This window comes from Niabella sp. ZPM-14 (genome assembly GCF_055693045.2).
On the sequence record NZ_CM181148.1, the window covers coordinates 4,357,694 to 4,381,043 of the forward strand.

Sequence of the window (23,350 nt, forward strand, 5' to 3'; positions counted from 1 at the left end):
AATGTATTGTACAATTTATCAAATTGCTTTTTTTACCTGATTTTTTTAAAAGATTTAGCAATAATAAAAAGCAATCTTTTACATTTGAAACCGGGCTACCGATGCGATCCGGCTTTCGGGCGGAGTAGCCAAAAACCGTTACTGGCTATATTTGCGCGACACACAACTCCAATTAAATGATATACGGAAAAAACATTCATAAAGCTTACGGAAATATTCAGGTGCTCAAAGGGGTTGATATCCAGATCGAAAAAGGAGAGGTGGTGTCCATCGTAGGGCCCTCGGGCAGTGGGAAAAGCACTTTATTACATATTTTAGGTACGCTCGATAAGGCCGATCAGGGACAGGTCGAAATGAATGGCGTGGACATTCAGAGCCTCAGTTCCCGGAGGCTGGCCGCATTCCGCAACCAGAACATCGGATTCGTCTTCCAGTTTCACCATTTGTTACCCGAATTTTCGGCACTCGAAAATGTGTGTATACCGGGCTGGATCTACGGCAGTAAGAAAAAGGAAGTAGAAGAGCGGGCCCGGGAGCTGCTGAAAGTGCTGGGTGTATCCCACCGGATCAACAACAAACCCAACGAGCTGAGCGGGGGGGAGCAACAAAGGGTAGCGGTTGCACGGGCGCTCATCAACCAGCCGTCCATTGTCTTTGCCGATGAGCCTACCGGAAACCTGGACACAGCCAATGCCCAGGAACTGCATGATCTCATGTTTGACCTGAGGTCCAAATACGCGCAAACCTTCCTGATTGTAACGCACAACAACGAATTAGCCCGGCTCAGCGACAAAGTGTTGCAAATGAAGGATGGACTGATTGTCGGTGTTAATGCTTCCGATTTTCGATAAGAAATTACATTTTCACGCACGATGACTACCGGTCCGTCCTTCCGGACGGAAAACGCGCACGCGGTATTTTCTGCCCCCGGTCTGACGGTCTCCGTCTGACCGTTGCTATATGCGCGGTGAATAAAATATGCTCCAAGATAAAGGTTGCTCCCCTTCCGAACAGATGCGTCCGGGCAGCGGCTTCACCACGTCACGCTCGCAACGACGGGGACCGTTGTCGTCATTCCGGCCGAAGCGCAGGTATTCTCTGACCCCGGTCTGACGGTCTCCGTCTGACCGTTTTTGTATCCGGGGTTGGTAAATGTACTCGCAAGAGAGAGATTGCTCCCATTCCGAACAGATGCATCCGGGCAGCGGCTTCACCACGTCACGTTCGCAATGACGGGGGCCGTTGTCGTCATTCCGGCCGAAGCCAGCGCAGGTATTCTCCTGACCCGGTCTGACGGTCTCCGTCTGACCGTTGCTATATGCGCGGTGAATAAAACATGCTCCAAGATAAAGATTGCTCCCCTTCCGAACAGATGCATCCGGGCAGCGGCTTCACCACGTCACGTTCGCAACGACGGGAGGCAATGCCCCATCATCAGGTAGCGTTCGGAGTGTAACAGAAGCTGTTTCTATCTTTCTGAATGCCGTGAGATTTCGTTGTGGTCCTTTTAACAGCCATGCTAGCCTGAAAACCAAGGGCCTCTGTTTTGTAAAAACTAAAAAAAACTTACCTATATTTAGCGTGCATTAACAATTTGCTTTTGCCATCCAATGATTCTTGTGCTTGCTTGCCGGGAGCCCTCTATACCGCAGGTAATGCCTCCTTTATAATGGTGGAATCATTTTACATAGGTGACTATAAAGCAAAAACTAAACGTCATACATGAATTCATCTAAGCAGGGAAATGTTATTACACGCGTGATAGCCGCATCGTCTTTGGGAACCATGATCGAGTGGTACGACTTCTATATTTTCGGGATGCTTGCCAAAACTATTTCTACTGAATTTTTCCCGGAAGGAAATGCTACCGCCGCTTTGCTCAGCACGTTGGCCATTTTTGCAGCCGGCTTTATCGTCAGGCCATTCGGAGCGCTCGTTTTCGGCCGCCTGGGAGATATTTTCGGCCGAAAATCGACCTTCCTGTTAACGCTGGTGCTGATGGGTGGTTCAACTTTTCTCATTGGCCTTGTACCCGGCTATCAGACGATCGGTATTGCTGCCCCTTTGTTAGTACTATTGTTACGGTTGGTCCAGGGACTGGCCCTGGGCGGAGAATATGGAGGTGCCGCCACCTACGTTGCGGAACACGCGCCCGCCCATCGGCGTGGGTATTTCACCAGCTGGATCCAGACAACCGCCACTTTAGGTCTGTTCCTGGCCCTTGGCGTCATCATGCTGGTGAAGTTCAATATGTCTGACCAATCCTTCAATGCCGAATGGGGCGGTTGGCGCTATCCGTTCTGGTTCTCGATCCTGCTCGTGGGCGTTTCGGTTTACATCAGGATGAAAATGGAAGAGTCACCGCTGTTTTCCCGGTTAAAATCCGAAGGAAAGACGGCTAAAAATCCGCTGAAAGAAAGCTTTAGTCACAAAGCAAACTTCAAAATGGTATTGCTGGCGCTTTTTGGCGCTGTCATGGGACAAGGCGTGGTGTGGTACACCGGCCAGTTTTACGCACAAAGTTTTTTGGAAACGAAGGTGATGCTCGATTTCGAACAAAGCCGGACCATCATGCTTTGGGCCATCTTGTTTGCAACGCCTTTCTTTATATTTTTCGGATGGTTGAGCGACAAGCTCGGACGCAAATGGATCATGCTCCTGGGAATGCTGGTAGCCATCGTGACCTACCGGCCCATCTTCAATTATTTCCTCGAAAAATCGGATGTCGCCACCTGGCAACAGCGCGGTATCTCCGGCGGCCATGCGCAGGTGATCAAGCGGGAGGCCCTGGGTGATGATGGAGATAGCATCATGACGCATGTTCAGTCGTTCCGCCTTGCTTCAGGCGGAGCCTATACCCAGCAGCGGGTGGACACGCTGAAGGCTGCCAGCCAGGTGACTGTTTCCGGGCAACCGGTGATCAAAGACAAGGTTCTGCCGCGTGATCTGTATTGGAAATATACCGGACTGGTATTCATCCTGATCTTATACGTAACCATGGTATACGGGCCCATCGCTGCCTTCCTGGTCGAGCTGTTCCCGGTGCGCATCAGGTATACGTCTATGTCGCTTCCGTATCATATTGGCAACGGCGTTTTCGGGGGGCTGGTGCCTTTCATCGGCGTATTGCTGCAAACCACGTTTACCAGCGACCCGTTGGTAGGACTTTGGTACCCGATTGCGGTAGCGGCGCTCTGCTTCATCATTGGGGCAGTTTACCTGACTAATAGAATCGACGAGGAAGTAAACGATTAATGTATTCGGCTCAGCGGCTGTGGTAATACCGCTCATTGTAAAACTAAAATATCATTGTTCATGAATTTTATCAAAAGACTATTAGGAGTGATCTGGTTCTTGCTGGGACCCGCCATTATCTTTTTCCTGGTCATGGGTGCTGTAAGAAATATTGACCCTTCAGGCAACAAAGACATCAACAATCCTGTTATATGGATTATTATTATCGCTATATTCGTACCGATAGCGATCGGCCTGATGATCTTTGGGTGGTATGCCATTAAGAATGAATACCGGCAGCTGCCACAGGATTCGGACCATCTGAATTTTGAATGAGTTAATAAATTGCAAGGTTTTTAATATTATGCTTTTTGAAAACACATTTTAATTTATCTTCGCTCCATAGAAATGAGTAAATTATCGGGACACATATCGGCTGTATTTCTGTCGGCTTTACTGTTTCTGCTGACCTTGGGATTACCGTTGACATACGGATCCAAGCTGGCGAAGCAGGACGTGGCCCAGGGACAGACCTGCGATAAGAACCCGTATTCTAATACTACCGAAGAAAAGACCACATCCAACGCGTTAACGATCAGCGAAGAGTATGTTCACGAGACGCGGACGGATATGCACCTGCCTCCGCGGCAAATTACCACCGCGTACATTCATGCACACGAGGCAACCTACACCGCTTACCACGGGGAACTTCATTGTCCGCCCCCTAACGCTAACGTCTGATATTCCATTACTTGTTATTTAGTTCCGGTTTTCGATTCTCTCATTTATATATAGCCTGAAAAAAGGTCTATAACCTTAATCGTTTTTATGACAAATCAACCTGCTTCGAAAGGTTTGATGAAGTCGCTTGGAAGCGACTTGCCATCTTCCATTGTAGTATTTCTGGTAGCCCTCCCTTTGTGTCTTGGGGTGGCCCTGGCGTCCAACGCGCCTTTGTTTAGCGGCATTATCGCCGGTGTGTCCGGTGGCATCGTCGTCGGTATCCTCAGTAAATCCCACCTAAGTGTCAGTGGCCCTGCTGCTGGTCTTACCGCCATTGTGGCTTCGGCCATCACAACGCTGGCTTCGTTCGAGGCATTCCTTGTTGTGGTGGTGCTCGCGGGTGCGATGCAGCTGGTATTGGGATTTTGCAAAGCCGGTATCATCGGAGATTATGTTCCCAATAGTGTCATCAAGGGCATGTTGGCAGCCATCGGTCTGATCCTTATTTTGAACCAGGTGCCCCATTTGCTGGGCGATGATTCGTCTTTCGAAATAGATGAAAACACGCCTGTGAAGGGGAACATCTTTGTGAATTTCTTTAAATCCTTCGGAAATATCAACAGTTCTGCTGTTGTGATCGGAGGCATCTGCCTCGCATTTTATTTCCTTTGGGAAGCCTGGGTCGCCAATAAAAAGGGATTTATCAAACTGGTTCCTGCGCCGTTGCTGATCGTTTTTCTCGGGGTTGGGCTTAACTATATTTTCAAAACGACGCAGGGTCTGCCCGTGTTGGAAGGCGGACACCTGGTGTCCATTCCTGTGGCGTCTTCCACCAGTGAGTTTTTCTCGTTCTTCACCATGCCCGACTGGAGCTATATCACTAATCCCGACGTATGGATACTGGCCGTAACGGTGGCGTTGGTAGCCAGCCTGGAAAGCCTGCTTTGTATTGAAGCGGTGGACGACCTGGATCCCTATCAGCGTGTAACGCCTACGAACCGGGAGTTGAAAGCCCAGGGCTTTGGCAATATGGTGTCCGGCCTGGTAGGAGGGATTCCGGTGACCAGTGTGATCGTACGTTCTTCCGCCAACGTCAACGCAGGCGCCAAGTCCAAAATGTCTACCATTTTGCATGGTACCTTTTTGCTGTTGCTGGTAGCTTTTATCCCTGCTATTTTAAACCTCATACCCAAATCAGCGTTGGCGGCGATCCTGATCTTTACCGGTTATAAACTGGCGAAACCCTCGCTGTTCAAAGCTTTCTATCAGAAGGGCTGGGATGTGTTTCTCCCGTTTGTGATCACCATTGCCGCTATTCTGGCAACGGATCTTTTAAAAGGTGTGATCCTGGGGATCATTGTTGGCTTATTCTTTGCTTTTCGTTCTAACTTTAGGAAAGCTGTGTTTGTAGTCAACGACGATTCCCGCTATTTATTCCGCTTGCGTAAGGATGTGTCGTTCCTGAACAAGGCGATCATCAAAAAGAAGCTGGAAGAAGTGCCGGAGAACGCCCACGTGATCATTGATACCAAACGGGCCGATTATATCGATCGGGACGTAGTGGAAACGATTGAGGACTTTACCTTACATGCGCCGCTTAAAAACATAAAGGTCGATCTGTACACAAGCAGTTTTGTAGATCATGGATTTTCTTACAAGGTGCTGGCGAATAATAACGAAGACGGCTCTCTAAAAAGGAATTATGAAGAGGTGATCGAATCTGTGATACAAGGAAACGGAAACGGAAACAATAATAAGAAAACAAATTAATTACCCAAACAAAAAAAGTCTAAAAAAGCATTATGAAATCGTACAGTGAATTATTAGAGTCGAATAAGGAATGGGCAGCGAAAATGTTATCTGTTGACCCTTCATTTTTTAAAGGTCTTGCGGAAACGCAAACACCTGAGTTTTTATGGATCGGTTGTAGCGACAGCCGTGTGCCAGCCAATGAGATCACCGGCACCAAACCGGGAGAGATCTTTGTGCATCGAAATATCGCCAACCTCGTAGTTCACACCGATGTTAATATGTTGAGCGTTCTTGAATATGCGGTAATGCACCTGAAAGTGAAACATGTTATTGTGTGTGGCCATTACGGCTGTGGGGGTGTAAAAGCGGCAATGGGTAATAACGATTTCAACCAGATATTGAATATGTGGTTGCGCGTGATCAAAGACGTTTATAAAGATAACCGCGCGGAGCTGGATGCGATCGAAGATGAGAACGAGCGTGCAGACCGTATGGTAGAGCTGAATGTGAGGGAGCAGGCAGAGAAGCTGTGCAAAACCTCGATCATTCAGAAAGCGTGGAAACTGCGCCAGGGGCCTGAGATCCACGGTTGGGTGTACGGATTGAAAGATGGTAAGCTAAAAGAGATCATCAATATCAAACCGGGCGAAACCGTAATCGACCCGATCTATGTTTACGACAACATTTAATCATAAAGGCGTTCGGATAACGCCTTCATACAAAAAGCCCCGGAAGTGAAATGCTTCCGGGGCTTTTTTATGTCTTGAGTTAATCGAATTGCTTACAGGTGGATCGCTTCGCCATAAGCTACTTCGATCGCATCTTTAATGCTTTCGCTGATCGTTGGGTGCGGGTGAATTGCATTCAACACCTCGTGGTAAGTCGTCTCCAGCTTGCGGCCTACTACTGTTTCGGCGATCATTTCGGTAACGTTATACCCGATCATGTGTGTGCCCAGCCATTCGCCGTATTTAGCATCGAAGATTACTTTAACGAAACCTTCTGCATGTCCGGCGGCGCTTGCTTTACCGCTGGCGCTTAACGGGAATTTGCCCACTTTTACTTCGTAGCCGGCTTCTTTCGCTTTCGCTTCTGTGAAACCTACACTGGCTACTTCGGGATAGCAGTAAGTACATCCCGGTACGTTGTTATAGTCGATTGCTTCAGGCTGATGTTTGTATTTACCTTCTGCGTGAGCGATAGCTTCCACACAAATGATGGCCTCTTTGCTCGCAACGTGGGCCAGGGCCTGACCGGGAACACAGTCACCGATCGCGTATACACCAGCTACGTTTGTTTTATAGAACTTGTCAACACTGATTTTGCCTTTCTCTGTTTTCACTCCCACCGTTTCCAGGCCGATGCCTTCAATGTTGGCCGATACGCCTACGGCGCTTAACACCACGTCGGCTTCCAGCGTCACTTCTCCGTTAGCTGTTTTTACTTTTGCTTTCACGCCATTGCCCGAAGTGTCTACAGAAGTTACCTCGCTGTTCACCAGTACGTCGATGCCTTGTTTCTTAAGATTCTTTTCGAGCTCTTTTGAAATGTCTTCATCTTCGACAGGCACGATGCGTGGTAAAAACTCTACTACGGTTACTTTCGTGCCAAGGCTGTTATAGAAATAACCAAACTCAATACCGATCGCACCGCTTCCTACCACGATCATGCTCTTAGGCTGCTCAGGCAATACCATGGCTTCGCGATAGCCAATAATTTTTTTGCCATCCTGCTTCAGAGCAGGTAATTCGCGGCTGCGACCGCCGGTAGCGATGATGATATGTTTTCCTTCTACGATCTGGGTTTTGCCATCAGCACCTTTCACTTCAATCTGTCCTTTGGATTTCAGTGTACCGAATCCCATCACCACATCGATCTTATTTTTACGCATCAGGAACTGCACGCCTTTGCTCATCTTGTCGGCTACGCCACGGCTGCGCTTCACAATGGCTTCAAAGTTGGGTTTTCCACTTGCTTCAATTCCGAAATCCTGGGCGTGTTTAATGTCGTTATACACCTGTGCGCTTTTCAGCAAAGCTTTGGTAGGAATACAACCCCAGTTCAGGCAAATGCCGCCGAGGCTTTCCTTTTCGATAATTGCTGTCTTCAGCCCCAGCTGAGAGGCGCGGATAGCCGCTACATAACCGCCCGGGCCGCTGCCCAATACTACTACATCATATGCCATGTGTGATAAATTTTATTTTTTATTGATTGATACCGTGATTCATTGTCTATGAACTAAACCCTGCGAATTTAGCTCAATTACAGTAAACTGCAAAGGATCGCTGCGGCATCAGAGAAAGGAGGGATCAGCGGGCCGCTTCGGACCATTGCCGGTAGATGGTTTGTCTGGCCACGGGAAGTTCTGCATCCAGGTTACTAAACCTGCATTCAAGTGCGATCTTGCCTTTATATCCGATTTGCTGCATGGCTGCGAAATAGGGCCTGAAGTCATCTCCCGCCACTCCGGGAGCGGACCTGGTTTCTTTTTCGCCAATGTCGCAGTGATAGATCAACGGACCGCCGTCAATGATCACATCGGCCAGCTCGTTTTCGCGCATCATATGATAGAGGTCTACGCAAATTTTATAATTAGGATGATTGACTGCCCGCGCGACCTTAATACATTCTTCCACCGTATTGAGGAAATTACATTCAGAACGGTTCTGGCTTTCGAGCGCCAGCGTTATGTGGTAGCGGGCGGCCAGCGGCGCCAGCTTTTTACCGATGGCAACAAATTGCGCAAAAGCCGAATCGCGGCTAAATCCTTCCGGTATCTGTCGCGAAGCCCCGCTGCCAAATACTATTAATGGTATTCCTAAAGCCCTGGCCCGTTTAAAGACGGTCTCGGCGTAGGCGACCACGCGGTTTTCGTCCACATTCGGTCCTGTAGTTTTGATACTTCCGGGGATGAACACGTTGCACACAGTCAGCGCTACAGGGCCGCGATATGCAGGACTGCCGGCGTTGAAACTGCTATCGGGCGTTAACGGCTGGAGCACCTCACTGACCGTGGGCTGGATGAATTGGTACTCGTGTTTTTCGAGAATGGGGGCTTTATCGAGCTCGGCGCATACGCCTAATTCCGGAACGGGCGGCGGCGCCTGCGCGCTGGTTTTTTGGAAGGAAACTGAAAGGGTGGTCGCGAGGGCAAAGAAGAAGATCTGTTTTTTCATTAAATCTCGTATTGGGCTTTCAGGATGGATTGATGATGCAGCCAATGGCCTACAATATTATATCCCAGTGCCAGCACAGTGGTGGTATAATTGCTTACGGTGCCTTTGCGATTCAGCTCGGTGGTAGAAAAGTGTTCAAATAACAAGATCGTGCTATGCCTGAGCAGCAATAATTCTTTTTTCAGATACCCCAGGCTTTTTCTGCCCACTTCTGCGTGGTAGGCATATTGGTCCTGGTCGAAGCCGGGCAGGGGTTGGGTTTCGCCGCGGGCCACACAAAGCGCCCGGTAGGCAAACACGCGCTCGGTATCGATGCAATGCTGCAGCACCTGGCGGACTGTCCATTTCTCCGGGGCGTAGGAAAAATCAGCTTTTGACTCCGGGATGTCGTCGAGCGCTTCTTTCAATGTGGTAAGACTGTCTGGTAAGATGACTTGTAAATCATTTCCGGCTACCTTTGACACGTAAGGTTCGAAATAGGGCGGGTAATCTGCTGGCTGTGGTCGCATATATCGGAGTGTTAAAAACGGTTGATAATGTTTTTTTTATCTAAAATACGGTATAATAAATAGTCACAGGCAGAAAACTTATCCGGACGATTTAAAAAAAACAAAGGAAATTAGTATTTAAACTCAAAAAATCCCTTACCTTTGCAATCCAAAAATTTTTATTATGGCAAGAGTATGTCAGGTTACAGGTAAAACGCCGATCGGAGGGAACAAGGTTTCGCATTCTAACATCAAGACCAAGCGTAGATTTTTACCGAATTTACAGAAGAAGAGGTTTTACCTTGTTGAGGAAGATAAATGGATTACTTTAAAATTATCTACTGACGCTATCCGTACTATTAATAAAAACGGCCTGTACTCTGTAGTGAAACAATTGCGCGCGAAAGGCGAGAAAATCTAATTTTTTAAAAGCATTATACCATGGCAAAGAAAGCGAAAGGCAACAGAGTTCAGGTAATATTGGAGTGCACCGAGCACAAGACCAGTGGTCAGCCTGGTACTAGCCGTTATATTACCGTAAAAAACAAAAAGAACAATCCTGAAAGATTGGAGTTGAAAAAGTTCAATCCCATTCTGAAGAAAGTTACTGTTCATAAAGAAATTAAATAATTAGTTGACAGGTTAACGGGTTTAATGACGAAAACCTTTTCAACACTTCAACATATCAACTTTTTAACTCAATACAATGGCAAAAGCAGCTTCAAAAAACGCGAAGGTAAAAGACGCCAAAGCAGCAGCAGAAAGTAAGAACTGGACTAAAGTGATCCGCGCTGTAAGGAGCCCTAAAACAGGTGCTTATACTTTTAAAGAGCAGATTGTCCACAAAGAGAAAGTGAAAGATTTCCTGGCTCAAAAGTAATTTTGGCTTTTACAATAATATTAGCAAAGCTATTCGTACAACTGCGGATGGCTTTTCTTGTTTTTGATATACAGCCCTGCACAAACTGTCTTCCGGGAAGGAGAAACAGATGAATCGTTTTATAATCAAATCATTGTACATTCACTTATGAGTTTTTTAAAAAAGCTGTTCGGTAAAAAAGAGAAAGAGTCGCTGGACCAGGGTTTGCAGAAAACCAAAGAAGGTTTTTTAAGTAAGATCAGCAAAGCGATCGCGGGCAAAAGCACCGTCGATGAAGAGGTGCTGGACAACCTGGAAGAAGCCCTGGTGAGCGCGGATGTGGGTGTGGAAACGACAGTGAGGATCATCAATCGCATCGAAGAGCGGGTGGCCAAAGATAAATACCTGAACACGTCGGAACTGAATACCATCCTGAAAGAGGAAATTGAAAAGATCCTGGTGGATGCACCGGAGTCCGGCAGCTATACTTTTGAAAGTGCAATGCCGGCTCAGCCTTATATCATCCTCGTGGTGGGAGTGAACGGAGTAGGCAAAACCACTACGATTGGTAAACTGGCTCATAATTTTAAAAAGGCAGGTAAGAATGTTTTGCTGGGTGCTGCGGATACGTTCCGTGCGGCCGCCGTGGACCAGCTGACCATCTGGAGCGAAAGGGTAGGCGTGCCTATCGTTAAACAGGCTATGGGGAGCGATCCTGCTGCCGTCGCCTTCGATACTGCACAGAGCGCTGTCAGCCGTAAAAGTGATGTAGTGCTCATCGACACAGCGGGCCGGTTGCACAATAAGGCGCACCTGATGGATGAGTTGAATAAGATCAAAAGAGTGATCCAAAAGTTTATTCCCGAAGCGCCGCACGAGGTCTTGCTGGTGCTTGACGGATCTACGGGGCAAAATGCCTTGGAACAGGCGAAACACTTTACCGCGGCGACTGATGTGACTGCAATGGCGATCACCAAGCTGGATGGAACGGCTAAAGGTGGTGTGGTATTGGCCATCGCCGACCAGTTCAAGATACCGGTGAAGTTTATCGGCGTCGGTGAAAAGGCGGACGATCTACTGGTCTTTGATAAGCACGAGTTTGTGGATAGCCTGTTTAACCTGAAAACATCACCTGACAAGGAATACTAATACGGGTGCATGCCTGGTCCAGATCGAGTAATATTAGTTGCTAGTACCAGAGCCCATGACCTGTCCATCAGGCGCTGTCCTGCATGACCGCGTTTCTGCCGCCGTCCACTAAGTAGGTAGTCCCTGAAGCAAAGGAAGCATATTCGCTGGCAAGAAACACACACCATCCCCCGATTTCTTCTACGGTACCCAACTTTTTTACCGGATGCAGATCGACGGTTCGTTGCCGTTCAGCTGCAGGGTCCGCGAATTCATCAAACCATTGCTGATTGCCCGGCGTATCGATAAAACCAGGCGCAATGCCCACCGTTCGGATCTTTGGACCCCATTCTATGGCAAGACTTCGTACCAGGCCGCTAAGCGCTGTTTTAGCTACATTGTAAGGAAAGCAGCCGGGAATGGTATGATAGGCATGATTAGATGTCATCACAATGATCACGCCTTGCTGTTGTTCCAGGTGCGGTTTACAAAGTTTGGCTAACTGCCAGTGCGATGTGAGGTTCAGGTTGATATTGTGCTTCCAATGTGCTTCGCTGCAATCCGCAGCGCCTTCAAAAATATTTTGACCTGCATTGGAGATCAATATATCGATCTGACCCCATGCCGCTTTCGTATGGTTCACAAACCTTTGCAAGTCCCTTTCGTCGGTGACATCGCATGTTGTATACAAAGCTTTGGCGCCGTGCGCTTCAACTTTCTTTAAAAATTGACTGCCATCTGAAGCTAAGGCGCAACCGGAAACAGCTGCTCCTGCAAGGGCAAACATTTCGGCTACCCCTGCGCCAATGCCTGATGTGACGCCTGTTATCGCCACTACTTTTCCTGATAAATCGATTTGTAATGCCATAAAAAAAATTAATGCTATGCTTCACAGGAATAAATATAACCACATAGATACAAAGTGTTCTACATCAAAAACGCACTAAAATATTCGATGACAAAGTTGTTGCCTGGTCTTGAACATGCTTGTCGCATCTTAATACGATAACGATATTTCGCGCTACAAACAAATTTAATTTTGATCCACGTCAGGGATTGCCTTTGCGCCTTACAGGAACTTCAATCAATCTAAATACTTTTATTTGCAGTACCTGTGTGGTCACCTCCCCGTTTCATTATTTATTCAACATCAGTACCACATCTTTTCTCCGGCTTTCCGGAAACACCTTTAACGTGCTTACGATTCCGTTTTTATAAACCACCTCGACCGTGGTATTCCGGAAGGCACGCAATTTAAAAGTCACGTCCCACTCTTTGGGCCACGCAGGAAACAGATAAATGCTGTCTCCTTCGCAATGCATCAACATTTCCTGCAAGGTATTCATCATGTTGCCCACACCGTCATAATCCGGCTTCCAATCGTGCGGACTGTCCATATAGCCCGGGAACCGGAAGTTTTTCAGATTGGCCTTGCTGCGCGCTTCAATATCCTTGGCGGCTTCATAGGCCAAACCTAACCGTGCCGAAAAAATACCGGTCTGATACCAGCATACCCTGCCTGGGTTGGGCATTTTGTAAAACGCTTTTTCTACCTCGCTTTTATTCGGTTTGTTGAAACCATAGATCCTGAACGGGAAAAGACAATATAGGTCCGGTGCCTCATAATTCGTACGCTTGGAATTGTAAACTTCCGCATTGTCGACGATGCGGCTTCCATCCGCTTGTTGCTTTTTAGGCAGCGGAGGCAAAATGGCTTTCATCTTTGACCAGTCTGCTCTATCTGCAGCGGTGGTGAACTGCGAAGGCAGTTGTAATAATTCGCTTAACACGTAGTGCAGGCCAGCTACGGAGGGCATGTCGTTTTCTACGCCGGTCCAGTAAGTTTCCAGTGCATGAGTGGGGAAAATATGCAATCGGCCTTTATCATCTTTATGGAACCGCGTCTCGTAGAATAGCAAGGCTTTCCGGGCCCAGGGTAAAGCCTTCTCCAGCAGGAATTGCTGATCGCCGGTGTAATGATAATAGTCCAGCAACAGCACCGTCATTTCAAGACATTGCTGCCAGATGTTTTGGGTGTATTCTTCGCCGTACTCCTTGTTGCCAAACCCGAAGTCGCCCATACCCGGCAGTCCAAATGTGGTGATACACTCCTGCATGTAAATGCCCGAGGCGTTGTAGTATTTTTTGGCGCGGGCCTCGAAGACAGGGATCAGATCCAGGTAAAAATTGAAATAAGGCTGCATCAGATCGAAGTTGCCCTGCGCGTATTGGGGCTGATACAGGAAGCGGACATTTTGCCACCAGAAGTTGACACCGTAATAGCGGTAATCAGCCGAGTAATTATTTTTCCGCACATCGGTCGAGTAATAAGCATACCGTGGATCAACATTGAAAATGCCCCCCTGGAATCTTGCCGGAAACTTATTGCGCATCTGGCAGGCCAGTTGGTATTTGGATAAAATATAGGTCTGCGTATAGTGGGCCAGGGAACGGCTCAGCGAATCAGTGCCAACGGCAGCTTTAGGGGCGCCCACATATATGCTACTTCGTTGCCAGAAATCGTTCCACCAGCTTTTGGTTTGACGATACGCCTTATCAGCTTTAACAGCGCTGGCATGGATCTTTTTTATAGCAGAGCGCCAGGACGACGCGGTGGGCGTCTGTTCTGTGTAGCCCGCTATTTTGATATCGATTTTTTTCACCGGTTGTTTAGTGTACAGCACTGTATCAGACGCATTCACTAATCCTTTTGCTGAAACATATCCTCCAAATGTATTGTTCACCAAAGGATCATTAATTAAATGACTGTACGCGCTCATTCCTTGTTCACGTATATGAACTGGAACACAACTGTAAGCGTTGCGATGGTACCAGCTAATGGCGTTCTTCTCAGAAACGATCGTATCCGCTGATTCCCATGTATTGATGCCTTTACCTTCCGGCACGCCGGTCCGGTAGACCCAGGTGGAGGGGAGTTCTTTTTCGTTCAGCTGGTGCCGGGTACGGCGCCAGTTTTCCAATGTAATTTTTACGGAAACGGGCTTTTCACTGTTGCCGTTGATATAGAGAACAGGGGAGCCGGAGTGAACAAAGATGCGCAGGGAGATCTTTTCACCGGGCTGGCCTGCTTCCAGCCGGATACTTCCGTCGTTGATATGCAACACCTGCAAAAAAGGTTTGCTACTGCCGAAAGGATTGCCTGAAAAGGATATGCGTAAGCGTCCCAGCTTCAACAGTCGTTGCAGTTCAGAATGGGAATCGTTGCGGGAAAGGTACAGCAGCAGATCGCCGTTTTCTTCTACCCACACGTTGCTGCCCAGGCTGCCGTTGCCGATGGGCATGTTGCCCGATTCGTTGGCGGACGGAGTATTCCAGCTAACGTCGTAATCTGAGACCGTATGTTGACCAAAGGCCAGGATCTGCAGACATCCAATGCATAATGATAATAGTATTCTTTTAAACATAATTTTGATTTGTGATGATGCTGATTGTTCTCTTTATAGCAGTATTTTTTTGACAGACCGAATCGTATAGTCACATAAGTGGACCGCTCCATGCGTCAGGATATAACAGGCGCTGTAGCTTATATATAAAATCCGTTGCGCGGTTGCGTGATTCCCGGATGCAGTTCCATTTCTGATTCCACCAGATCCACGCCCAGGCCCGGCCGGTCACTGAGTTGCAAATGCCCGTTGCTGACCATGTCTTGTATCGGATGATCTATAACAGTATCTCTCCAGGGCACATCGTTGAACATAAATTCCTGCCTGAAAAAATTAGGAACAGAAGCGCAAACATGCGCTGATGCCAGGGTGGACAATGGCCCGTTGGGGTTATGCGGCGCTAATAACACATTGTAAGCTTCCATCATAGTGGCCATGCGCTTCATCTCGCTGGGGCCACCGCAACGGGTGATATCTGGCATCATGATATCGCAGATATGTTTTTCCAGTACCGGGCGAATATTATGCCTTGTGTAATGACGTTCACCCACGCAAATGGAAACATTGGAAGGAATGCGGTCGCGCATCGCCTTCAGGGTGTCCGCGCTTTCCGGACCGGCAGGCTCTTCATACCAGGTGATGTCCAATGCTGAAAGGCGTTGTGCCATCTTCACCGCCACCCGGTAGTTGAGCATAGCATGTGTTTCGATCATGATGTCAAAGTCTGGTCCCACAGCGTCTCTTACGGCTTTGCTTACTTCAAAGGCCAAATCCTGTTGTGCAGCGCTAAGTGTCAGGTTGGGAGAAAGGTCTTCGCCATACAAATAATTGGTGTGTGCAAAGGGATCAAACTTGAGGCCGGTGAAACCGGCTTCTTTTACTTTCCGGGCCTGTGCTGCATAATCTGCTGCATTATGTCCGCCACCGGTAAACCAGTAATTGGCGTACAACAAAATATTCTTTCTGAAAGCGCCGCCCAGCAGTTCATAGCAGGGCGCTCCATACACTTTCCCTTTCAGGTCCAGCAAAGCCATGTCAATCCCGCTAATGGCGCACATGCTGGCGCCAAAAGGTCCTAACCAGTTCAGATCGCGATACAGTTTGGTCCAGATGAAATCCGTCTTCATTGGGTCGAGCCCGATGATGCGTTGGCCTACATGTTTGGCCGCTTCGTAAACAATGGGGCTGCCCGGCCAGTTGGTGGCTTCACCCACGCCTGTATGCCCCGTGTCGGTATATATTTTCAACAGCGTCCAGTTGTACTTTACGCCTTCCACCAGCCATACTTTAACGTCTGTTATTTTCATCTTTCAGTTGTTAAGTTTATAGTTCCGCAGTTTTCTCAATGTCAGGATCGCCTATAAAAATAATCATCGTTTTTGAATATATCCCTGCTACCTGATCCGGCCGGTTGCCGGCCCTTTGATCTATTTGAACTCCAACACCACGCCGCCGGTCAAAGTCTCTCCTTTGATCTTTATGCGGCCGTCCGTGAACGGCGAACTGTAAAACCGTTCCGATCCATTGTTGCTGTAATCTGCAATCAGCCACTGGATGCGTTGATCCTGGAACCAGCTTCTTGACGACTGAACCCCCTGGCCCCATGCGGTGATGCCGTCTCCTTCCTTATCTTTCAAAGAAGCGGTGTAGATATATCTTTTTGTGGAACGAAAATCATTGCTCCCTAATTCGGTGGCATCGTCTCTCCAATCGTGTTGCGGCACGACGCGCGGTTCTTCCACTCCGTTGGTGGGTCGTGCATTCAGCAGGGCCTGACCTCTTTCTCTGGCAATGTCATTGTCGGGATAGCTGGTGAATGCAGCCTTTCTATGCCAGCTGAGCTGGTTCATGTATTGAGGCAATTCCATTAACATTCCGTATTGGTAGGGAAGACTGTCATTCCCCTTATAATCAATTTTGTAATGGACTTTAAGCAGATCTCCAATGAAAGTGTAAGCGATGCGGGCAGGGCTTCCATCCTTGAAGATGCTTTTGAGTGTGACAAGAACACTGTCGCCACTTTGCATTGCCTGTATGCTGTCCGCGAAAATGGTGTACAACGGGTAACTTTTCATTGGATAGATATCGTTCTGATAGGTCTCTCCGGCTACATTAGGCTTGCCTCCATCTTCGTTGTTGCGCGGAATGACTGCAAACACCGGCCCCTGGGTCATGACTACTTTTTCATCTTTCCTGATCTCTGTGATGATGCCGGTCCTTTTGCTGATCAGGAATTGGTAGGCCCCTTTTTTCACCGTCAGGGCTGCCTCGTTTTCACTCAATACGGGTGCCGGAGCGGATGTGTTCACGGGTGGCACTGTATTCGTTTTTTCAAAGCGGTACACTTCTTTATTCGCTATGAACCCGCGCGGATCTTTAAACTCGAGCGTGATCTTTTTGGTGCCCGGTCTGACAGGAACTTTGATCAGGCCTCTGCCGTGTGGCGGTATGGATGATACTATCTTAATAGTATTCGTATCGTCGTAGGTTGCTGTAATGGCAATATCTTTCAGGGAAGAGAAATCGTAACGGTTTTCGACGTGAAGTAGCAGCTGACCGCTTTTGATATTTGCAGTATCGACTTTAGTGACTTTTACAGGCGCATAAGCTTTCTTCATACCAAAATATTCCGGCTTCTTTCTGCGCCAGCCATCAAGCGGCCCCCAGGACCCGTAACCTACGAGGCGCCCGTCAGGCATATGAAAGATATCGTCTACACCACTCCAGATGGCGCCTCCAACACAGTTTTCGTAATAATATATCGAATCGTAGATCTTCGCCAATGGAGCACTGTAAAAAGCGCGCTGCCCCGGATCGGCTAATAGTTCTTTCAGGTTGTAGGTGGGCAAATGCGCGTATTCTCCGAAGAGTACCGGGCGGCTCATCGTGTCAGTTGCGCGCGGCCCGTCAATCCCGGGATAGTGGAAGTTGGCGATATCCGCTTTGCTCCCATAATTATTGAAGCCGCCCCAGCATTGATCGTGAAAAGTCGTCGGGCGCGTGGGATCCAATGCCTTTACCGCCCGATTGACCTGATCCCAAAGCGGACTCCAGGCACTTTCATTACCCAGCGACCACATGATGACAGAAGGATGATTGCGATGAGCTACTACTTTTTCAATATTCGCCTGTAACATGAAAGGAAAGAATTTCTCATCCTTATAATTCCATTTCTTCCAGATAGGCGAGGCATGGTGCTGGATCCAGCAAAGCGATGACTCGTCTTCTACAAATAATCCCAGGGAGTCGCAGGCGTTCAAAAAAGTTTCGGTGGGCGGGTAGTGAGACGTACGGATAAAATTACAATTGGCTTCGCTAAACAACAGGGCGTCTTTGAGTTCCAGGTCGGCACTGATGCTGCGCCCTGTGAGCGGATGTACCGAATGGCGGTTGACACCGTGCAGTTTAATGGGTTGACCGTTGACAAAAACACGCTGCCCTTTTATTTCCACCTGGCGAAACCCGATTTTTTGTTTGATCGTTTCCACCGGTTGTCCCTGCAGCAACAAAGTCGTGGTAAGCTCGTATAAATAAGGATGTTCAGGGTTCCATTGCTGCACGTTAAGACCGGATTTTTGGTAAGACCGGTTGGTTGTTTTTTCGCTAAATACTACTTTGCCTTTTGAGTCGCGCAGCGTGTATTGAAGCGATCCGCGTGCTGCTTCTCCAGATAGCGAAGAAGTGAGCGATAAGTTGGCCTTTTTGTATTGCTTATCAAAAGTCGTCACAACAACGAGGTCCTGGACATGTGTTTTGGGAACAACAAATAAGGTCACCTCTCGAAGTATACCGCCCACTGTATGCACGGCATATTGCGAAGTGCAGGCGAGAATGTCGGAAACCGTTCTGGATCGGACTTCGACTGTCAATGTGTTATCTCCCTGCTTCAATGCCTCAGTGATATCGGCTTCAAAAGGCACAAAGCTACCTTCATGTTCCGCCACTTTTGTCCCGTTCACCTTTACCACAGCATGCGAGCTTACGCCATCAAATCTGATGATGATACGCTTTTCTCGCCAATCTTTTGGAACAGGTAGGTTGCGGGTGTACACTGCCGTTTCTCCGTCATTGACGGTAAAGCCCTGCATTTCCCATTCGCCGGGAACCTGGATCTTACTTTTGGGAGACGCACCATTAACCGACAAATACCATTCGCCTGCCAGTGATAACACCGGATCTTTCACCCCATCCACCGCCGCTGGCTTTGGCGTTAATGAAAGAGCCTTCCCCGGATCGGTAGTGCCCTGACCGAACACGGTACTGCCGCTGATCCACAGGAAGAATAGCATGATGGTATTATACTTCAGAAATTTGTTGATCTGGTTGAAACGCATTATATAAGTAACTTTCATCTAAAAAATTATAACCCTGCTCTTGTCTGTGTGATTGCCCGCTGCTTATTATCATCCTTACAGGATACCGTAAGTTTCAAAGGCTTCCTTGGCGGGCATGCCCTCGCGTATCTTTTGCTGTACCATTTTTTCGCCTCTTGCTTTTTCAATGGCTTTTGCAAACACTTCTTCTTCTATTTGTCGCGGTACAATGCAGACGCCGTCAATATCTCCGATAACGATGTCGCCGGGGTTGATGCGTACATTCCGTATCTGAATCGGCACCCGGAAGTCAATAACCTTGCCTCGCGGTCCCTGATCCTGTGCATAGCGGCCATAGGAGAAGGTGGGAAAGTTGAGTTGCCATATCCCTGCGGTATCTCTTGAATAGCCATCAACGACGGCGCCCGCTGCGCCCAGCTTTATAGCCCTCGTGCTCATCAGTTCTCCCCAGAGCGCATAAGTGGGAGAGGCGCCCGCACAGATATACACTTCATTTTTCTTCAGGTCATCCAGGGCATCCAACATCAGCCCAAAAGGTCTGTCCAGCAAGGGATTATTACTGCCTTTTTCACCGAACACGTCAGCCTCCAGGACCGTCATGGCCCTGCCCACAACAAACATATCATCTCTGAGAGGTTTTATTTCCGGTGGTAAGAACTGGTCCAGATAGCCCAGCTGATCCATGATATCACCTATCACGGCGCTGTACAGCTCTTTTTTAATAATATCGAACAATTCGTCATCTGATTCCCATAAACAGTTAGTGGTTGCCTTTTGCATAGTGATAGGTTGGTTAAATGTTGTTAATAATTGTTATGCTAAAATATACCCCTGTTATCAAGATTGATGCATCAATCTTGATAATTGTCTAAACTATTTTATCCATTTATGAATGGATCACACGGGCGCCTGGCTAGTCTGAAGGAAGGTGCGGATTGCTATCCAACATTGCAGCAGCCCCGGTATTTTAATGATCGGAACGGTTATCTGTATGTTTTGCGGCAAGCACCTTCTTTCGATATTCTGAAGGTGTTATTTGATGAATGGCTTTGAAAAATTTGTTGAAATTGGCAACGCTGTTGTATCCGCATTCATAACAAATGTCAGTGATAGACTGGTGCTCACTCTGCAGTAGTTTGGATGCATGACCGATCCTGAGCTCATTTAAAAATTGTATTACGGATTTTTGAGTACGACTTTTAAAGTAGCGGCAAAAAGCGTTGGGAGTCATGTTGCACAACGCTGCAATCTCTGTTAGAGAGATATCGTTATGGAAATGCTGCATCATGTATTGATACACTTTGCTGATGCGGTTGGTATCTTTCTCATCATAACAGTTTTTGTAAGAAACGCTGGCCAGATAAGTGTATTCGCCGGACTCGGACAACATATGAACGAGCTCGAGAAACAGGATGATCTTCTTTAAATCATTCTCTCCCGATAAATGCCGAAGCTGGCGGATGATCTTCTTTTTGGTTTCGCCGTAAAAAGATAATCCCCGGTAAGATCGCTCCACCAGTTGCTCGATAGGCTGTAACAATGTTGGTTCGTCTGTGAGATTTAATAAAAAGTCAGGAGGAAAATATACAACAGTCGACTTTACCTTCTGATCACCTTCTTCATGAAATACTGATTCTTCATTTTGCCAGATATGAGGAAGATTGGGGCCCATCAATACCAGGTCGTCTTCTTCAAAATTATCTACATGGTCGCCCACGATCCTCTTTCCGAAGCTTTTTTCAATCCATACCAGTTCGCACAGCTGGTGGAAGTGGAACGGCGCCGAGAGAAAAGATGCTTCCACATGTTTGATCTTGATGGTCTTAGTGCCAGCAAGGGAAACGTCGATAAGTTGTGGCTTCATTATCAGTTGGTTTTAAACTAAATTACCTTTATTTTGGTTATTTTTAAATAATTTGAATAAAAAAGTTTATAAATCTGGCTTTTTTAAGCAATTAATTGGGGACCGCTTCATGGATGTTGAGGGTTCTGTTCCTTCAGATAAGTTTCGATAAAGCCGATTTTTCCGATTACCTGTTTATCGACCGGGATAAAAAAACCTTCGGTCGCTTTTTACCTTTTCTTTCATCTTGCCTGGCCGATCGTTTTGTTCAGACAGGTCTTTGCTCAAGTCATACAATTCATAAAACCAGCAGCCGTCCGCGGAAGACCGCGCAGGAATGGCTTCCAGTGGTCACAGCGCAAAGCACAGTCGCCCGAATACATCTGATGCATCATGGGCGTTTTGGGGAAGCAGCCTTTGGATCCTTCAGCTGCAAAAAACTAATGCTGTCACCGTCAGGTGGTTGGTTGCCCGACAGCTTCCGTCCATCTTGCCATTATTTTACATGTTGAGTTGAGCAAAGCATTTGGCCGTTCCTGAAGTAACCAGAAGCATTTCCAGGTACATGGCATTGATCGTTCTATACGAAGATAATCCCTGCGGTGATCCATAAAAATGGACTTTTGCATCAAAAGAATATACTATTTTACTGCGACCGCTTACAGAGGAGATGAATCCCGAACTCCATCACCGATGGTATCCGGGGTTTTGTTCCAGTCTCGCTTCTGCGTTTCTTTCGATCTCCGAATTGGGAATAGGCCACAGGTTTTGATAATCGAATATCTTATTGTGTGCATAAGTGCCGTTGTACATCGGGTTGTATTTCCTGATCCTTTCGATGTTGGTATTTGTTCTCATTAGCGTCAGTAATCTTTGTTCTTCGATAAAGAGTTCCCGGGCTCGTTCGTCCAGGATCAGTTGTAAGCTTACATCGCCTGCTTCAATAAGCGGCGCTGCCGCGCGCTGTCTTATAGTATTGATATCACTCGCGGCCAGTGCTGGTGCGCCTTCCAGGAAATAAGCTTCTGCGCGCAGGAGGTAGGTTTCGGCCAGCCTGATCACGTAGCGGTCGCGATAGCTGTGATTGGCCTGGTTGATAATCACGTCTGCCGGGAAATTGCCGATCGCTGTGGATTTGGCGAAAATAGCGCTCCAGGAATGGTTTAAGATATTGCTGGTAGCCGGGAAGGCTTCGCTGGCGACGATGTATTTTCCGTAATAAGCCGATGCCGGATTATCGGCTTTAATGTCGCGGATGATATTGTAAGAGGAGTTCCTGATATCGTTGCCGCTTTTCAACCACACCTGGTTTAACATATAATCGGATGCCGCCCACCAGCCGATACCCCTGCCGCCATTGGCAAATGATGGCCCCACAAAAAGATTCCTGCCATCTTTACCTTTTAATCCCATGTAATTGGGAACAAGGAAGCGGGCGAGATTATCGTCGATCTGTCCGCCGGGTATCTGGTACTCATATTGCGACACATAGATACCTTCCGTGTTGCCGGACTTTCTGTTTTGATTGCCCCTTCTGAACAGGTCCCAGTACACATCTCCCGGTTTGTTTTTTTCTTTTCCGAATCGCATGGTCATCAATGCGTAGCCCGAGTGATCGATCACTTCAGTGGCGGCAATGATGGCTTCGCGATAATGTTTAGTAGCGATGTAGGCTTCGGCCAGCAAATGATAAGCCGCACCTTTCGGGATCCTGCCATCCTGCTGTACTTCATCAGCGCCAGGCAAATGAGTAGCAGCATAAGTCAGGTCACTGATCACCTGTGCCCACACATCGCTTGCCGGAGCCCTGACAAAATCTCTTCTTGGCGAGTCGATCTCTTCCAATATAATCGGAACGCCGCCATACATGATCACCAGGTGCCGGTAAGCAAAGGCACGGAAGAACATGGCTTCCGCCTTTTTAATATTCTTTTCTTCTGCAGATGGATACGGGATCGCGTCAATGCGATTAAGTATCACGTTGGCATCATAGATCCATTGGTAAAACTGATTCCAAAAAAATGAAACCTGTTTTGTTTCCGGGGTAATGTTATCACCCCAGGAGTTTAGCACGTGGTTGATCGCAATCGCATCATAACCTACATCTGTCACATAGGAGAATGTGAACGAAGTGCCGTCCGCTCCGCTTCCGTAGAGGACGTTACTTACATTTCGATATAGTTTAACGACAGCGATATCGATCTGCGCCGGAGTTTTATACGAGTTTTCCGGGGAGTAGAAACTATATGCTGTTTCTTTTAACCACTTGTCTTTGTTGCAGGATACCAGCCATACACTGATGCACAAAAGATAAATAATTTTCTTCATGGTATATTTTTTTGGGCAGTCTGGCTGCCGTGTTTTCTGTTGGAATAAACCTGATGTAAGTCTGATAGCATCTTCTTTTCA

At 47.6% G+C, this 23,350-nt stretch carries 20 protein-coding genes; 10 read left to right on the top strand and 10 right to left on the bottom strand.

All coding sequences use genetic code 11. The annotated features are described in order from the left end of the window. Nucleotides 1–176: 176 nt before the first annotated feature. The 6 genes from ACU37H_RS18575 to ACU37H_RS18600 all read left to right on the top strand — a co-directional run bounded on the left by ACU37H_RS18575 (nucleotide 177) and on the right by ACU37H_RS18600 (nucleotide 6,398). Complete coding sequence (locus tag ACU37H_RS18575) at nucleotides 177–851, top strand: ABC transporter ATP-binding protein (RefSeq protein ID WP_472705929.1); 675 nt, start codon at nucleotides 177–179, stop codon at nucleotides 849–851. A gap of 871 nt (nucleotides 852–1,722) precedes the next feature. Next, entirely contained in the window at nucleotides 1,723–3,255 is a 1,533-nt protein-coding gene (locus tag ACU37H_RS18580; protein WP_472705931.1) for an MFS transporter, read from the top strand. Between the two features lie 60 nt (nucleotides 3,256–3,315). After that, nucleotides 3,316–3,570 (top strand): DUF6814 family protein, encoded by a 255-nt coding sequence (locus tag ACU37H_RS18585; protein WP_472705933.1) that lies wholly within the window; start codon nucleotides 3,316–3,318, stop codon nucleotides 3,568–3,570. A 72-nt stretch (nucleotides 3,571–3,642) separates the two neighbouring features. Then, on the top strand, nucleotides 3,643–3,975 hold the full coding sequence (locus ACU37H_RS18590) for a hypothetical protein (protein ID WP_472705935.1): 333 nt from the start codon (nucleotides 3,643–3,645) through the stop codon (nucleotides 3,973–3,975). An 87-nt stretch (nucleotides 3,976–4,062) separates the two neighbouring features. After that, nucleotides 4,063–5,727 (top strand): SulP family inorganic anion transporter, encoded by a 1,665-nt coding sequence (locus ACU37H_RS18595; RefSeq protein ID WP_472705937.1) that lies wholly within the window; start codon nucleotides 4,063–4,065, stop codon nucleotides 5,725–5,727. 32 nt (nucleotides 5,728–5,759) lie between these two features. Continuing rightward, nucleotides 5,760–6,398 (top strand): carbonic anhydrase, encoded by a 639-nt coding sequence (locus ACU37H_RS18600; protein ID WP_472705939.1) that lies wholly within the window; start codon nucleotides 5,760–5,762, stop codon nucleotides 6,396–6,398. Nucleotides 6,399–6,490: 92 nt separating this feature from the next. On the opposite strand, the gene lpdA is transcribed toward ACU37H_RS18600, so the two are convergent. From lpdA to ACU37H_RS18615, 3 genes are all read right to left on the bottom strand, one after another. Then, on the bottom strand, nucleotides 6,491–7,894 hold the full coding sequence (lpdA, locus tag ACU37H_RS18605) for a dihydrolipoyl dehydrogenase (protein ID WP_472705941.1): 1,404 nt from the start codon (nucleotides 7,892–7,894) through the stop codon (nucleotides 6,491–6,493). A gap of 124 nt (nucleotides 7,895–8,018) precedes the next feature. After that, a complete protein-coding gene (locus ACU37H_RS18610) occupies nucleotides 8,019–8,885 on the bottom strand; it encodes a sugar phosphate isomerase/epimerase family protein (protein ID WP_472705943.1) in 867 nt (288 codons plus the stop codon). After that, nucleotides 8,885–9,394, bottom strand: coding sequence for a DinB family protein (locus ACU37H_RS18615; protein WP_472705945.1), 510 nt, complete (start codon nucleotides 9,392–9,394; stop codon nucleotides 8,885–8,887). Before ACU37H_RS18615 ends, ACU37H_RS18610 begins: the two co-directional genes overlap by 1 nt. A 163-nt stretch (nucleotides 9,395–9,557) precedes the next feature. Between ACU37H_RS18615 and rpmB the strand changes: the two genes are divergently transcribed. The 4 genes from rpmB (at nucleotide 9,558) to ftsY (ending at nucleotide 11,381) form a co-directional block, all read left to right on the top strand. Continuing rightward, a complete protein-coding gene (gene rpmB / locus ACU37H_RS18620) occupies nucleotides 9,558–9,794 on the top strand; it encodes a 50S ribosomal protein L28 (protein ID WP_472705947.1) in 237 nt (78 codons plus the stop codon). Nucleotides 9,795–9,814: 20 nt separating this feature from the next. Continuing rightward, nucleotides 9,815–10,003 (top strand): 50S ribosomal protein L33, encoded by a 189-nt coding sequence (gene rpmG / locus ACU37H_RS18625; protein ID WP_114788943.1) that lies wholly within the window; start codon nucleotides 9,815–9,817, stop codon nucleotides 10,001–10,003. A 76-nt stretch (nucleotides 10,004–10,079) separates the two neighbouring features. Next, nucleotides 10,080–10,253, top strand: coding sequence for a DUF4295 domain-containing protein (locus ACU37H_RS18630; protein WP_240827089.1), 174 nt, complete (start codon nucleotides 10,080–10,082; stop codon nucleotides 10,251–10,253). A 147-nt stretch (nucleotides 10,254–10,400) separates the two neighbouring features. Then, nucleotides 10,401–11,381: a signal recognition particle-docking protein FtsY gene (gene ftsY, locus ACU37H_RS18635; protein WP_472705950.1), complete on the top strand. Its 981-nt coding sequence runs from the start codon at nucleotides 10,401–10,403 to the stop codon at nucleotides 11,379–11,381. A 67-nt stretch (nucleotides 11,382–11,448) separates the two neighbouring features. Here ftsY and ACU37H_RS18640 read toward each other — a convergent pair whose 3' ends face one another. The 7 genes from ACU37H_RS18640 to ACU37H_RS18670 form a co-directional block, all read right to left on the bottom strand. Next, nucleotides 11,449–12,228: an SDR family NAD(P)-dependent oxidoreductase gene (locus ACU37H_RS18640; RefSeq protein ID WP_472705952.1), complete on the bottom strand. Its 780-nt coding sequence runs from the start codon at nucleotides 12,226–12,228 to the stop codon at nucleotides 11,449–11,451. A 268-nt stretch (nucleotides 12,229–12,496) separates the two neighbouring features. Then, on the bottom strand, nucleotides 12,497–14,785 hold the full coding sequence (locus ACU37H_RS18645) for a DUF5703 domain-containing protein (RefSeq protein ID WP_472705954.1): 2,289 nt from the start codon (nucleotides 14,783–14,785) through the stop codon (nucleotides 12,497–12,499). A gap of 119 nt (nucleotides 14,786–14,904) precedes the next feature. Then, the gene (locus ACU37H_RS18650) at nucleotides 14,905–16,071 is read right to left on the bottom strand and encodes a mandelate racemase/muconate lactonizing enzyme family protein (RefSeq protein WP_472705956.1); all 1,167 of its coding nucleotides are present in this window, start codon (nucleotides 16,069–16,071) and stop codon (nucleotides 14,905–14,907) included. Nucleotides 16,072–16,191: 120 nt separating this feature from the next. Then, nucleotides 16,192–19,116, bottom strand: a complete 2,925-nt coding sequence (locus ACU37H_RS18655) for a glycoside hydrolase family 2 protein (RefSeq protein ID WP_472705958.1) — start codon at nucleotides 19,114–19,116, stop codon at nucleotides 16,192–16,194. 57 nt (nucleotides 19,117–19,173) lie between these two features. Next, the gene (locus ACU37H_RS18660; RefSeq protein ID WP_472705960.1) at nucleotides 19,174–19,878 is read right to left on the bottom strand and encodes an RraA family protein; all 705 of its coding nucleotides are present in this window, start codon (nucleotides 19,876–19,878) and stop codon (nucleotides 19,174–19,176) included. Between the two features lie 187 nt (nucleotides 19,879–20,065). Continuing rightward, a complete protein-coding gene (locus tag ACU37H_RS18665; protein WP_472705962.1) occupies nucleotides 20,066–20,962 on the bottom strand; it encodes an AraC family transcriptional regulator in 897 nt (298 codons plus the stop codon). Between the two features lie 666 nt (nucleotides 20,963–21,628). Continuing rightward, nucleotides 21,629–23,269, bottom strand: a complete 1,641-nt coding sequence (locus ACU37H_RS18670) for a RagB/SusD family nutrient uptake outer membrane protein (protein WP_472705963.1) — start codon at nucleotides 23,267–23,269, stop codon at nucleotides 21,629–21,631. Between the last annotated feature and the right edge of the window lie 81 nt (nucleotides 23,270–23,350).